Genomic DNA, 13,910 nt, shown 5'->3' on the forward strand with positions numbered 1-13,910 from the left:
GGGGTAAAGGCGTTGAAGGTCGCGCGAGCCTCGACCCCTCACCCGGCTTGCTACGCAAGCCACCCTCTCCCGCAAGGGGCGAGGGTGAAATCAATCGTCGTGCAGTTTGACCTGAGTCTTCCCGTCGCGCGTGAGCCAAGCGCGGTACATGCCGTCGGTGTTGTACGACGCGGCGAAGTTTCCATGCTTGTCCAAGGCGATCGCGCCCCCCTCGCCACCGGCCGGTTTCAGTTGCTGGTGAATCACCTCGCCGGCCGCTTTGTCAATCGACAGGTTCCGATACTTCATCAAGGCGTTGATCTCGTGGGCCACGCCGAAGCGAATGAAGAACTCGCCGTGACCGGTACACGAGACCGCGCAGCCCGCGTTGTCGGCATAGGTGCCGGCCCCAATGATCGGCGAGTCGCCGACGCGGCCAAACAACTTGTTGGTCATTCCGCCGGTCGAGGTTCCGGCCGCCAGGTCGCCGCCACGGTCGAGCGCCACGGCCCCCACGGTTCCCCAGGCGTGTCCCGGCTCGACGGCCGCGCCTTGCTGGTCGCGAGTTTTCTTCTCTTGGCGCTCCTTCTCCCAGCGGCGCTGAATGTCGCGCCAGCGTTGTTCGGTCCAGAAGTAGCCCGGGTCGACGATGTCGAGTCCTTGCCGCGTGGCGAAGACTTCGGCGCCGCGACCAATCAACATCACGTGCGGCGAGCGCTCCATCACGGCCCGGGCCGCGGTAATCGGATTCTTGATGATCGTGACCGAGGCCACGCTGCCGGCCGCCTTGGTGCGGCCGTTCATAATCGAGGCGTCGAGTTCGTTGCGACCTTCGTGAGTAAAGACTGCGCCCCGACCGGCATTGAACAGTGGCGAATCTTCCAGCGAGCGAATCGCCGCCTCGACCGCATCCAGGCTGCTGCCGCGCTCGGCTTCCAGGGCTTTGCGGCCGGTTTCGATCGCCACGCGCAGGGCCGCACGCAACTCCTTGCTCAGTTCGGGCGTCATTTCATGACGCTCCAAGCCGATGCCGCCGTGGATGGCCAGGATTACCTGTTGATCTCGGTCATCGGCGCGGGCGCTGCTCATATTCCCAAGTATAAAGCCCGTGGCCAAGGCGACCAGCCGGAAGGTGTGTTGCCACATGGCGTGTTCAGCAAACGAGAGTCGACGCATGCGGCTTAATCCTTTTTCGCCGCGTCGAGCTGGCGATATTTCTCTTGATACTTCTTCCATAGTTTCTGCTGCCGGTCGGACAGATCGACCTGGCGTCCTTGGATGTAGGCGCTCGTGACGTGCGTGTCGATTTCCAGGGTGTCGCCGGTGGCTACGAACAGGGTGGCGTCCTTGCCGGCTTCGAGCGAGCCAAGCCGATCGGCCGCGCCCAGAATTTGGGCAGCGTACAGCGTCAGCGCACGCTCGGCTTCGTCGCGAGGCAGTCCGAACGCCACGGCTGTCGCGGCATGATACGGCAGGTTGCGAACATTGCCCATCCGCCCGAGCCCGGCGATGCAGTATTTCACACCCGCCTGGTGCAACTGAGCCGGCACAGTGAACGGCGTGTCGTAAGGGTCATCCCGCCGCTGGGGCAAGCGATGCACACCGGTCACCACCACCGGAATGTCGTGCTTCTTCAGCAGATCGACGCAGCGCGGAGCATCGTAGCCGCCGCACAGAATCACGCGCAAGTTGAACTCAGCGGCCCAGGCGACCGCGGACTGGATTTGTTGAATCTCATCGGCGTGGATCATCACCGGCTGCTTCCGTTCCAGTACCGGAATCAGCGCTTCCCAACGCTCGTCGTGCGCCGGCTGCGGCGCTTTGCCGTCGGTGGCCGCTTGCTTGGCGAGCCAGTAGGCTCGGGCATCGAGCATCGTCTGGCGCAGCCGCTTCAGCGTCTTGTCCCGATTGGACAACTGATCGGCCGTGGTTTCTTCGAGCCGCCAGGTGTGGATCGGCGCCATCCGCGGCCAGTGGGCATGGACCGCCACGTCTTTACGCACGGTCATCTGTTCGTTGGTCCAGCCGTCAAGCTGGATCAGGGCCGAGCGGCCGGTGATTAGCGCGCCGACCGGCGACGTGTGTGTGACCAGCACGCCATTCGCCCGCGTAACGGGAATCAGTTCGCTATCGGGATTGATCGCCTGCCAGGAACAAACATTCGGATTGATGTCGCCAGTCTCGGCGTCGTCAACCGAGCCGCGCACCGAAGGAATCTCGACCAGCCCCAGCGTCGTCATGGCATCGATCAATCCCGGGTAAACATGCCTGCCGGTCACGTCAACCCGCACGGCGCCTGCTGGAATCGGCAGTTCGCGACCGACGACGGTGATCTTGCCGCGCTCGAACAGGACCGTGGCGTTGTCGAGCGTCGGGCCGGTCATGGTGTGGACCGTGCCGCCGACGAGCGCGATCGGCGCCGCTTGCGGCGCGCCGGGCACCTCGGGGGATGCGATTGCTACGCCGGTCATCGCTAACGCGGTCACGACGACCAACAGGCTCAAACAATTGGAAAGCTTCTTAGTGGGCATGGTCATGCTCTTCATCATGGTCGTGGCAGAACAAATCTTCGCGCGGCCATTGATCTTTCTTGTTGTCATCCCCGTCGGCAAAAGGCTCGCCCGATGCCAGAATCCTTTGAATCAGCGCGGCCCGACGCTCAGCCACCGTGGCGCGACGCTGGATATCCTCGGCACGGTCGAAATACTTGCGACCGTCGATCCAGGTTTGCTCGCAGCGCGACAAGCTCGACATCGGCGGCCCGCTCCACAGGGCCAGGTCCGCTTGCTTGCCGACCTCGATCGAGCCGACCCAACGGTCAATGCCCAACTGCCTGGCCGCGTTCAGCGTGACGAACTTCAGCGCCTCGTCGGCCGGGACACCCCCATACTTCATCGCCTTGCCTGCCTCGGCGTTCAGGCGACGCGCCATTTCGGCGTCGTCGGAATTGAACGAGACGACCACGCCCCTCTGGTGCATCACCGCGCCGTTGTAGGGAATCGCCTCGTAGACCTCGAACTTGTACGCCCACCAGTCCGAGAAGCTCGACCCGCCGGCCCCGTGTCGGGCGATGGCGTCGGCTACTTTGTACCCTTCCAGCACGTGTTGCAGCGTGGCCACGCGGACGTTGAACTCTTCGCAGACTTTGAGGAAGGCCAGAATTTCGTCCTGGCGATACGAGTGGCAATGGATCAGTCGCTTGCCGGCGAGCACTTCGGCCAGCGCTTCGTATTGCAGGTCGTGCCGTGGCGGCAGCTCGTTCGCGTCGGCGCGGCCGGCCTGGTGTCGTGCCTGGTACTCGCGCGTCTCGCGGAAGGCGTCGCGCAGCAACTGCTCGACCCCCATCCGGCTTTGCGGGTAGCGCTTGTGCGTGGCGCTCGGCCAATTGCTCTGCTTGACGTTTTCACCCAGCGCGAACTTGATGCCCGGTGGGGCTTCGGCCATCTTCATCTGCTCGGCATTCAGCCCCCAGCGGAACTTGATCACCTGGTTCTGGCCACCGATGGTGTTAGCCGAGCCGTGCAGAATGTTCGCCGCGGTCACCCCACCGCCAAGTTGGCGGTAGATGTTGATGTCGTTCGGGTCGATGAAATCGCCGATCCGGACCTCGGACGTGATCGTCTGGGTCATCTCGTTCACGCCCCCATCGGTGGCGATGTGCGAATGACAATCGATGACTCCAGGAGTCAGGTGCTTGCCGCGGCAATCGATCGTCGTGGCCCCCTCGGGCGCTGCCAGTTCGCGGCCGACGGCGGCGATCTTGCCGTCGCGCACCAGGACGTCGGTCTCGGATGTGGTGCCCGACTTGGCGCAGGTCCAGACCGTGGCGTTCTTGAACAGGACGGCACTCGGTGCCGCGGGAGGCTGTTCCCAGCCGAACTCGCCTAGGGGAAAGTTCACGGCGTAAAGAGCCGCTTTCGGACGCTTCGGCTCTTCATCCTTCTTGTCCGTGTCCGTCTTCTTGGCCTCGTCGTCGCCGGGCTTATCGTCCTTCTTTTTGGCCGGTTCGTGCTTGCCGCTCAGTGGCGTAGTGTGGCCATTGGGCCAGGTGGTCGAGCCTTCCCCGCGCAGGGCCTTGGCCGTTTCGCCCGATTCCGCGGACTTCGCGTTGCCATCGCGCTGGGCCGTGACGGTCAGGCTCAGTTGCACAAAGCCTTTCTGCCCAACGGCGTCTCCTTCGACCAGCAGCGTCAGTTGTCCCCCTTCGAACAACACTTGTTTGCACTTGATTTTCTTGTCGCCGCGCTGGATCGTGCCCGTCGGTTTGTCGAGCGAGCCGGCCAATTCGCAGATGATCGTTTCGCTGCCGCCGTCGTGACGTGTGAGTTGAAATTGCCACGTGCCGCGTGGATCGATCTGACTGGTCGGCGATACTTCGTAGCGCTGACCATCGACCCAGGTTTCGACCAGCTTGGTCTTGCGATCGAACAACTCGCCGTCGGTGACAATCAGGTTCGCCAGCTTGCCGGCGTCCAATGTCCCCAGCCGGTTGTCGACGCCGGCCAGTTGCGCCGGCCGCGTGGTCAGAGCCGCCAAAGCCGCGTCGGCCGTCAGGCCGCGCTCGACCGCCCGACGCACATTCGCCAGGAACTGATCGGTGCTTTTCAGCCCGTGGGTCGACAAGACAATCGGCACGCCGGCCGCGTCGAGCCGGCCCGGGTTTTCGGGGGCCAGATCCCAATGCATCAATCCTTGCAGCGACGTCGACAGGGCCGCCTCGGGCGTCCGCATGTTCGGCGGCCGCGGGAAGTTGACCGGGACGATCACGGGCCAGCCGGCGGCGCGCACCTCGTCGAGTCGTTGATACTCCTCGCCGCTGCCGCGCACGATCAAATCCAAATCGAACTCGCGAGCCAACCGGTCGGCGCGGAAGAAGTACAACAGATCGTCGGCCGAGACGATCACGCGCCCCTGACGATCGAGATACTTGCCCAGCACGGCGAGCGCGGCGCTTTGTTCCGGGCGAGGCACGCCGGGTTGCTCGTACTTCTGCCACGCCTGGGCGTACCAGCGCGCGTCGTAGAAGGCTTGCCGCACCAGGGCCAGCGCCCCCATCGGCGAGCCCGGATAGGTATCCGGCGCCGCGCGGCGCTGCACGGTCAGCTTCAAGTGCATGGCCACGTCGGGCTTCAACTGCGAGCGTTTGTCGTCGTCGCCGGTGCTGACCAGCGTGCTGGTTCCCTTGACGATTCGCGCCGCCGGCGCGATCAGCCGCGCGGTGATTCCTTGGTTGCGGTACTTCTCGTTCGTCGAGTGATCGGGCTTGTAGACCGATGCGGCGCGGACCTCGGGCGTGACGTTTTGGTTCCAATAGCTGGCCGCGGGGCTGGGCGAGCCCGCGTCGGCAGGCAGCTCGGTGAACAGATCGATCAGGCCGGCATAGATCGTCTTGCCCTGCATCGGCCAGCGCTGAGCGCCGGCCGGTACGGCGACATCAGGCCCGACCGCCACGATCACGCCGTCGCGCACGATCAGATGGCCGCGTTCGATGACCTGACCCGGCGCAATGACGATCCGCGCGTCGAGCAGGGCGTGCAACGTCGGCGTGTGCTGTTGCAGGCCGGCAGCGGGCTCCAGTCCCGGTTCAGCGGCGACCGATTGCGCGCTGAATGCGCCGGCACAACACAGCGCCACGGCGCACGCGGCGACGAAATGAAACAGATTTATTCGCGACATCAAAGCGAATCGCGGCGAACCGACGGAATGATGCGATACCATGGCGGCGGGCTCAGGTGGCGGAATCGGCAAACGCGGTATCAGCAACCATAGCTGACCGCACTTGGCCGGGCCAGCAAACGGACGCGAAAAAAGGGGCAAAAACGGCCAGAAAGGCCCCCTATTTGCCGATGCAGAACTGGCTGAAGATGCGGTCGAGCAAATCATCGGTATAGACCGCGCCAACGACCTCGCCCAGGGCCGCCAGGGCCAGCCGCAATTCAGCGGCCAGCAGGTCGTCGCCAATTCGATCGGCGGACTGTTCGAGCGCGTGACGCAGGGCTTCGGTCGCCGCGTCGATGCTGGTTCGCGCCCGGGCCGCGGTCGAGGCCACGACGTCGGTGTCGGACTGCTGCGCGGCGATTAACGCTTCGCACAGCTTCGCTCGGAGCGCGTCGAGCCCCGCGCCGGTGTGACTACTTACGATGAGTTGATCGGTCGGTAGCGACTTGAGTGCGAGATCGGCTTTGGTCCAGACCGTCAGTTGCTTCTCGGACGCGGAATCTGTTGGCAAGGCTTCATCGCGCGATGCATCAAGGCAAAGTAAGGTAAGATCGGCCTGGTCGCGTTGCTCGGCGGTGAACTGTTGCGCCGTCTGGTCGATTTCGGTCGTGGCCAGCGCCGCGTCGAGACCGGCCGTGTCAATCAGTTCGATTTCGAGGCCGTCGAGTTGCACACGGCCCAGCAGGTAATCGCGCGTGGTGCCGGCGACTTCCGAGACGAGCGACTGTCGCCCGGTAACCAGGGCGTTGAACAGGCTGCTTTTACCGACGTTCGGCGGGCCGACGAGCGCCACGCGCGGCAGACGTGTTGACGTCTCCCGCGTGTTCATCTGCGCCCGCAAGGCGGCCAATTGTGCGAGCGCCATGTTTAACCGAGCACGCAGATGCTCGGTTGAGATCAGGTCAAGTTCCTCGTCGGCGAAGTCGAGTCCGGCCTCGACCTCGGCCAACAAGTTGAGCAGCGCCCCACGCAGCTTGGTCAATCGGCCGCCGAGCCCGGCCGCGAACTGGTGAAGCGCGGTGCGGAACTCGCGCTCGTTCTGGGCGTCGATCAGCCCGAGCACCGCCTCGGCCTGCGTCAGATCGAGCCGGCCAGCCAGAAACGCCCGCAAGGTGAACTCGCCCGGCGCGGCCACGCGAGCGCCCGCGGCGCAAAGCTGTTCGACCAGCGCCTCGAGCAGCGGCGACGACCCGATCAGGTGCAATTCGACGATTGGCTGGCGCGTATAGCTGCGCGCATCGGGCCAGACGTAGGCGGCGCAAGGGACGCTGCGCGCGAGCGATTCGAGTCGCACTTGGCCGTCGATGACGCTGGCTGAACTCAAAGCGGTCAACGCGGCGGCGTCGTGCGCGACGAACGACGCAGCCACAAGTTCCACCGCCCGCGGGCCCGAGACACGAACGATGCCACGCAGCGCCGGGGCGTGCGACGAGCCGATGGCCACGATCGTATCGTCGGTCTGATAGCGCGCGTCGGCGGCGTTGAGCACGGCAACGACTCCGCAGAACTAGCGCGAGCACTTCGCGCCGAAAGGCCCCAGGGGGGTGAAACCCCTGGGCTTATGAAAACAATAAACTACGAGCCGCGGCCGTGGCGGCGCTTGCCGTTCGAGGGGCGCGTTGGCGCGACAACCACGGGCGTGGCCGGCTTGGGCAGCAGCTTCCGCTCGGCCAGCCCCCACAGGCTGGACGCGATGAAGTAAATGCACAGCCCGCTGGCTACTTTGAAGAACATCACCCCCATGAAGACCATCATGTACTTCATGATCTTCTGCTGCATGGCGGTCTGTTCATCGGTGGGGGGCGGCATGAACATCTTCTGCTGCACGATGAACAGCGCGATCGTCACCAGCGGCAGGACGTTCAGGTACGGTCCCAGCCAGCCGGTCGGGGCGCTGAAATATTCGGGCAGGTAGTTCTGCCAGAACCAGAACATGTCCGGCGCCGACAGGTTCGAGCACCAGCGAACCGCTTCGGACAAGAGGGGTGCTTGCCGCAACTCGACGTCGAGCGACAGCGACCGGTACAGGCCGATGAAGATCGGCAACTGCAAGAAGACCGGCAAGCAGCCCGCCAGCGGGTTGTACTTGTGCTTGCGGAACAGCTCTTGCTGGGCCTTGTTGCGGGCTTCGAGATCCTTTTTGTACAACTCGGCGATTCGCTTGATCTCAGGCTGCAATTCCTGCATCTTCTGGGCGTTGAGAGCTTGCTTGCGGCTGATCGGAAACATGCACGAGCGGACCAGCACGGTCAGCATGATGATCGCGAGGCCATAGTTCCGCACTAACTCGTAGAACTTGTGCAGAATCCATGACATGGGCTTGGCGACAAAGCCAAACCAGCCGTAGTCGACTAGGTCGTCGAGCGAATACTTTTCCAACAGGTCAGGCCGCTTCGGACCAGCAAAGATTCCAAATACGAAGCCGACTTCACTTGCTTTGCCGTCTTCACCTCTCGGAAGCACTTTGAAAGGGAAGCTCTGCAGTCGACACGTTACATTGGTGAGCGACTTGCGTTTCGGATCGAGGGGTACTGGGCCAGCGCGGAGTGGGATTACGCGATCGAAGATGTAGTTGCTGGCTTCGCCCCGGGCGCGCAGCTCATCAAGCTCCTTGGGATCCTTGCGCAATTCGTCAGTGGTCCAGTATTTGGAACGCGGCCCAGCCGATACGATCAAAGCCGACGCAAAGTAGTGGGCGTCAACGCCCGCAAAAGCCAAGTCCTTTCCATCCCATTCCGGCAGCTTTTCATCGCCGGCTACGGTTACGGTCGACGCGAAGGTCGTCGTCACTGCCTTGCCGTCGCGCGTGCCCATAGTCACGTCGCGCAGACCGCCGCTACCGGTGCTGATCTTGGACGAATACCACGAGCCTTCAGCTGGCAGCCCGCTAGGACCATCCAGCCGAAAAGCCACCTCGCGAGGCTGGTCGCCGAGATTTCTGAAACCAATGTAGAATTCAAGGTGGTAAACCGCGGCGTCGAGATTATCCTTGTCGGCGTCGGCCGCTTTGACGAGTCGATAGCGCTTGATCACGTCCAGGTCGTATTCGACCAGCGGCCAATTGAACTCGATCGTGTCGTTCTGCGGATCTAAACGTGCCTCCCAAGGCTGGGTCCGCATCTGTTCGGCCAAATCCTTGAGTTTGCCGGCATCAATCGTGCGCCGGTCGATCTCCTGCATGGTCAACAGGTACGACAGTGGATCGGTCCCCTCGGGGCGAATGACCTGCATCGGGCGCGGGCCGAGCGTGATTTCAACCTTATCCGCCTTGCCGTCCAGCGTTACGGCGATTTTGTGCCGCATCCGCGTGTGGTGCATGATCTCGTCCAAGTCGGCCGGCGAGCGAATCGGCTTGTCGTTGACGGCCGCAAGGATGTCGCCGACCTTAATGCCTGCGCGCGCCGCCGGGGTGCCGTCGCCGACGGCGTTCACCACCAGGCCGCGCTTCTGCTCATCGACGGTCAGCGCCAGGTGTCCCATGTAGCCGCTCAGGTCTTCGCGACCGTGCGGCGCGTACAGGTCGTCCCAGGTCGATTCGTGATAGCGCGGGCCGTTCAACTCGACGCGCTCGATCGCCCCTCCTTGATTGTTGAACGTCACCAGCATCCGGAACGGGCTGGCGTGGTCGACCGAGCCCAGGGTGTACCACTGGGGCGCGACCTTGGGGACTTCGCGCGCCGGCTTGTTCTTGTCGGGTTCCGCGCTCTGATCCTTGTCGTCCTTGGCGGCAGGTTTGTCGTTCTCGAGCTTTTCCTTGGCCTCGGCCAGTACATCGCGCTCTTTCTTGGCCACAGGCTTGGCGGGCGGTTGCGGGAAGAAATAGCGCGTGACCACCATGTTCACCAAGAACAGGATCACGACCAGGGCAAAGAATGTGCGATAGCGTGGTTGCTGTGAAGGTTGTGCCATGTACGCTGCTTACGAACCTGGGGCCAATGTCAGTAAACCGACCGGTCGCGATCCCAAACTGGGACCATCGGTCAGAACTTGCCGAACCGCGCTATCGCCCAGTGGGGCGGCCGCGGCCAGACAGGAAAATCTCGTGGAAGCATCGGGTGGGTACTGGTCCGCGAACGGTTCTGCAATCGACCGCTCAATTGCCCGACACTTCGACGCCGCTCACCGTCCTTCCCGCAAGCGGTCGCCCAGAAAGTTATCCAACTCGGGCGTGTCGTAGATCTTCTTGGCGGTTACCTCGAACGGATATTCGATCCGCCGATAGCGCAAGAGATCGTCTTCGAGAATCACATAACAGGCTTTCGCGTTGCCGTCGCGCGGCTGGCCGACCGAGCCCACGTTGACCATCGCTTTATGCGTGCCAAAGCGATAGGTGTAATTCAGCTCATCGGGCGTGGCGAACGTCAGATCGGAAGTGAATACGCCGGGAACGTGGGTGTGGCCTTGGAAGACCACGCGCTCGACCAGCGAGAAAATTTTCTCCATCTTGCGAGGATTGTAAATGTCCTCGGGAAACACATATTCATTCAGCGGGTTGCGCGCCGAGCCGTGGACGTACAACAAGCCGTTCTCGCGGCGGTGGCGCGGCAGCTCTTGCAGAAAATTGCGCCGCCTTAGTCGGTCGGCCGGATCGCCCGTGGTGTTTTCTAACTGCTCGCGGGTCCAAAAGATGGCCCGCTCGGCGCCGGCGTTGAAGCCTTCGGGATCGAACAACGCCCCCTGGTCATGGTTGCCCAGGATGCAAATGTTGCAATTCATGGCCAGGTCGATGCATTCCCGCGGGTTGGGCCCGTAGCCCACCACGTCGCCCAGGCAGTAGATTTCGGTGATTTCGTTGGCGCGGATGTCAGCCAGAACCGCCTCGAAGGCCTCGAGGTTGCTATGGATGTCGCTGATGATCGCTCGTTTCACACCGCACCTTCAAAGGGCACCTCGCCGCCCTTGTGGGAGCAAGATCCCAGGGCTATCCAACGGGTATCGGGCAGTCTAGGATTGCAGCCGCCGGGGGTCAAGGGGGCGGTCGACGCAGCGCGCGAATGTTAGTGCTTGCCTGTCAATCGGTTACGCGCCGGCTGGCGGCGCGTGCATGGCCCTGAAATCACGACTTTTCCACGACGTAAGTCCGGGCCTTGCGCAGCCCGACGCCACCAAGGAAGCCATGCGAATTCTGGCCCTCGAAACCAGTGGTACCGGCGGCAGCGTGGCGGCCCTGGAAGGGGAACGCTTGCTGTCCGAGGTCGCGTTGCCGGCCGGCACGCGGAGCGGGCAGATGCTTCACCCGGCGCTGCGCGACTTGCTGGCCCAGGTGGCCTGGCAGCCGGTGATGGTCGACCTGATCGCCGTGACCGCCGGGCCGGGGTCGTTCACGGGTTTGCGCATTGGCGTGACGGCGGCCAAGACGTTCGCTTTTGCGACCGGCTGCCGGCTGGTGGGGGTGTCGACGCTTGAATGCCTGGCCGCTCAAGCTGGGGCTTGCGCCGGTCGCGTGGCGGCGGTGATGGACGCCCAGCGCGGGGAGCTGTTCGCCTGCACGTTCTTGATGGGCGAAGGGGGGGCGCTAGTGGCCGAGCAACCGGCCGCGATCGTGCATGTCGAGCCCTGGCTGGCAGGGTTGCAGGTAGGTGACGTGGTCGTCGGCGCGCCGCTGGCCAAGTTGCGTGAACGGCTGCCAACTGGCGTCGTGGTTGCGCCCGAAGTGGCGTGGGAACCGCGTGCGGCCACGGTTGGATTGCTTGCCGCTGGGCGTGCTGCCCGCGGCGAGTTCGACGATCCCTGGCAACTGACGCCGAACTATTTACGCCGCAGCGCCGCCGAAGAAAAGCGCGACGGTTAAAGTCACTCAGGGCTTACAGCGTCTTGAACACTTCCGCGGCGGCGTCGACGGTGCGGTCGATGTCGTCTTCGGTGTGAGCGGCCGAGATGAACAGCGCTTCGTACTGGCTGCACGGCAGATAAACGCCCCGCTCGATCATTCCCCAGAAGTACTTCGCATAGCTAGCGGTGTCGCTGCGGCTCGCCGAGGGCCAGTCAGTGACCGGTCCCGGGTTGAAGAACAGCGTCAGCATGCTTCCCATGCCGGCCAGGCAATGGGTGACGCCGGCGTTTTGTGCTTCTTCTTCCAGGCCCGAGCAGAGCCGAGCGGCCAGACGTGCCAGGTGTTCGTACGGCGGCGCGTCGCGCAGCTCTTTGAGCGTGGCAATGCCCGCGGCCGTGGCCAGCGGATTGCCTGACAGCGTGCCGGCCTGAAAGACTTTGCCCGCCGGCAGCACGTGGTCCATGATGTCGGCCCGGCCGCCGTACGCGCCGACCGGCAGTCCGCCGCCGACAATCTTACCCAGCGTGGTCAAGTCGGGCTCGATCCGCAGAATCGACTGGGCGCCGCCATAGGCCACACGGAAGCCAGTCATCACTTCGTCAAAGATCAACAGCGCGCCGTGCTTCGACGTCTCGATGCGCAGCGCCTGCATGAACTCGACCGTCGGCACGACGCAGCCCATGTTACCGACGATCGGTTCGACGATGACGCCGGCAATCCGCTTGCCATGCTCGGCAAAGGCGCGATGCACGCCGGCCGTGTCGTTGTATTGAAGCACCAGCGTATCGGCCGCGGTGCCGGCCGTGATGCCCGGCGAATTCGGAACGGCAAGCGTCGCCGCCGAACTTCCCGCCGCGACGAGCAGGCTGTCGACGTGGCCGTGGTAGTTGCCGGCGAATTTGACGATCACGTCCCGGCCGGTGAACCCGCGAGCCAGGCGGATGGCGCTCATCGTCGCCTCGGTCCCCGAGTTGACAAGCCGAACTTTCTGGATCGACGGGACGGCCACGATAATCAACTCGGCCAACTCGCTTTCGGCCTCGGTCGGCGCGCCAAAGCTGGTACCGCGGCGCAAGGTCTTTTCGAGCGCTTCGTTCACCAGCGGATGGGCGTGACCGAGGATCATCGGCCCCCACGAGCCGATGTAGTCGAGGTACTTGTTGCCGTCCAAATCGTAGAGCCAGGCCCCCTCGCCGCGGGCAAAGAAGATCGGCTCGCCGCCAACGGCGCCAAAGGCCCGGGCCGGGCTGTTCACGCCACCTGGAATCAGTTGCTTGCTGCGCTGAAAGGCGGCGTGGCTGCGCTGGCGTGTCATGGGTCGTCCCTGGATAAGAGTGTGATGATTTTGAGCGCGGGGCCAGTATCAGGTCGCCGGCGAGGCGAGCCAGCGCGCGACGTCCTGGGCCCAATAGCTGATGATGATGTTCGCGCCGGCGCGGCGAATGGCGGTCAGCGATTCGAGCACCACGGCGCGTTCGTCGATCCAGCCCTGGGCGGCGGCGGCTTTGACCATGCTGTACTCGCCCGACACGTTGTACGCCGCCAATGGCAAGCCGGGCCAGCGCGTGGAGGCTTCCTTGATGACATCCAAATAAGCGAGCGCCGGCTTGACCATGATGATGTCAGCCCCTTCGGCGATGTCGAGTTCAATCTCGCGCAGCGCTTCGCCGGGGCGGCCGGCGTAGTCCATCTGGTAACTGCGGCGGTCACCGAATTGTGGCGCGCTTTGGGCCGCTTCGCGGAACGGGCCATAGAACGCGCTAGCGTACTTGGCCGCGTAGCTCATCAAGGGAAGATGGCCAAAGCCAGCCGTGTCGAGCCCGCTGCGAATGGCGTGGACCATGCCGTCCATCATGGCACTGGGGGCGACCATATCGGCGCCAGCCTGGGCGTGGCTGACCGCCTGACGCGCCAGAAGTTCCAAGGTGGCATCATTGTCGACGTCGGCTCGCCCGCCCGTCTTCACAACCACGCCGCAGTGGCCGTGCTCCATGTACTCGCACAGGCAGACATCGGTCACCACCAGCAGATTGGGGGCGGCTTGCTTGGCCAGCTTGACCGCGCGGGGGACCAGCCCGTCGTCGCTGCAGCCGGCGCGGCCCGAGGTGTCTTTCGCGTCGGGAACTCCGAATAGCAGAATGCCCCCGAGGCCCAGGTCGGCGACCGAGCGCACGTCGTTCTCGAACTGGTCGAGCGACAACTGGAAGACGCCTGGCATCGCGCCGATCGGCTTGCGGACGTTCGTGCCGTCGCAAATGAAGTACGGCAGGATGAAGTCGCTGGGGTGCAGCCGCGTTTCCTGGACCAGCCGGCGGACAAGCGGATTGTGCCGCAACCGACGCAGACGCGTGGTCGGAAAGCCGGCTGGGCTGGGCGTGGGTTGCTCGCTGGGCGTGGCAGGCGACATAATCGGGCGTGCTAAATCCTAGTTAATCCACCG

At 63.8% G+C, this 13,910-nt stretch carries 9 protein-coding genes; 1 reads left to right on the forward strand and 8 read right to left on the reverse strand.

The window, feature by feature from the left end; translation table 11 throughout:
* Positions 1–90: 90 nt before the first annotated feature.
* From JSS27_13560 to JSS27_13585, 6 genes are all read right to left on the reverse strand, one after another.
* On the reverse strand, positions 91–1,068 hold the full coding sequence (locus tag JSS27_13560) for an isoaspartyl peptidase/L-asparaginase (protein ID MBS0209970.1): 978 nt from the start codon (positions 1,066–1,068) through the stop codon (positions 91–93).
* Between the two features lie 92 nt (positions 1,069–1,160).
* Positions 1,161–2,516: an amidohydrolase family protein gene (locus tag JSS27_13565; GenBank protein ID MBS0209971.1), complete on the reverse strand. Its 1,356-nt coding sequence runs from the start codon at positions 2,514–2,516 to the stop codon at positions 1,161–1,163.
* A complete protein-coding gene (locus tag JSS27_13570; protein ID MBS0209972.1) occupies positions 2,500–4,464 on the reverse strand; it encodes an amidohydrolase in 1,965 nt (654 codons plus the stop codon). Before JSS27_13570 ends, JSS27_13565 begins: the two co-directional genes overlap by 17 nt.
* Before the next feature lie 1,351 nt (positions 4,465–5,815).
* Positions 5,816–7,186 (reverse strand): 50S ribosome-binding GTPase, encoded by a 1,371-nt coding sequence (locus tag JSS27_13575; GenBank protein ID MBS0209973.1) that lies wholly within the window; start codon positions 7,184–7,186, stop codon positions 5,816–5,818.
* A gap of 86 nt (positions 7,187–7,272) precedes the next feature.
* Complete coding sequence (locus JSS27_13580) at positions 7,273–9,606, reverse strand: YidC/Oxa1 family insertase periplasmic-domain containing protein (protein MBS0209974.1); 2,334 nt, start codon at positions 9,604–9,606, stop codon at positions 7,273–7,275.
* 210 nt (positions 9,607–9,816) lie between these two features.
* Positions 9,817–10,566 carry a metallophosphoesterase gene (locus JSS27_13585; protein MBS0209975.1) on the reverse strand — a complete coding sequence of 250 codons (750 nt, stop codon included), beginning with the start codon at positions 10,564–10,566 and terminating at the stop codon, positions 9,817–9,819.
* A 247-nt stretch (positions 10,567–10,813) separates the two neighbouring features.
* On the opposite strand from JSS27_13585, the gene tsaB reads away from it, so the two are divergent.
* Positions 10,814–11,488, forward strand: a complete 675-nt coding sequence (gene tsaB, locus JSS27_13590) for a tRNA (adenosine(37)-N6)-threonylcarbamoyltransferase complex dimerization subunit type 1 TsaB (protein MBS0209976.1) — start codon at positions 10,814–10,816, stop codon at positions 11,486–11,488.
* Between the two features lie 13 nt (positions 11,489–11,501).
* On the opposite strand, the gene hemL is transcribed toward tsaB, so the two are convergent.
* Together hemL and hemB are read right to left on the reverse strand one after the other, a co-directional pair.
* The gene (hemL, locus tag JSS27_13595) at positions 11,502–12,785 is read right to left on the reverse strand and encodes a glutamate-1-semialdehyde 2,1-aminomutase (protein MBS0209977.1); all 1,284 of its coding nucleotides are present in this window, start codon (positions 12,783–12,785) and stop codon (positions 11,502–11,504) included.
* 48 nt (positions 12,786–12,833) lie between these two features.
* The gene (hemB, locus tag JSS27_13600) at positions 12,834–13,877 is read right to left on the reverse strand and encodes a porphobilinogen synthase (protein ID MBS0209978.1); all 1,044 of its coding nucleotides are present in this window, start codon (positions 13,875–13,877) and stop codon (positions 12,834–12,836) included.
* Between the last annotated feature and the right edge of the window lie 33 nt (positions 13,878–13,910).

This window comes from Planctomycetota bacterium, from assembly GCA_018242585.1.
Lineage (GTDB): Bacteria > Planctomycetota > Planctomycetia > Pirellulales > PNKZ01 > JAFEBQ01.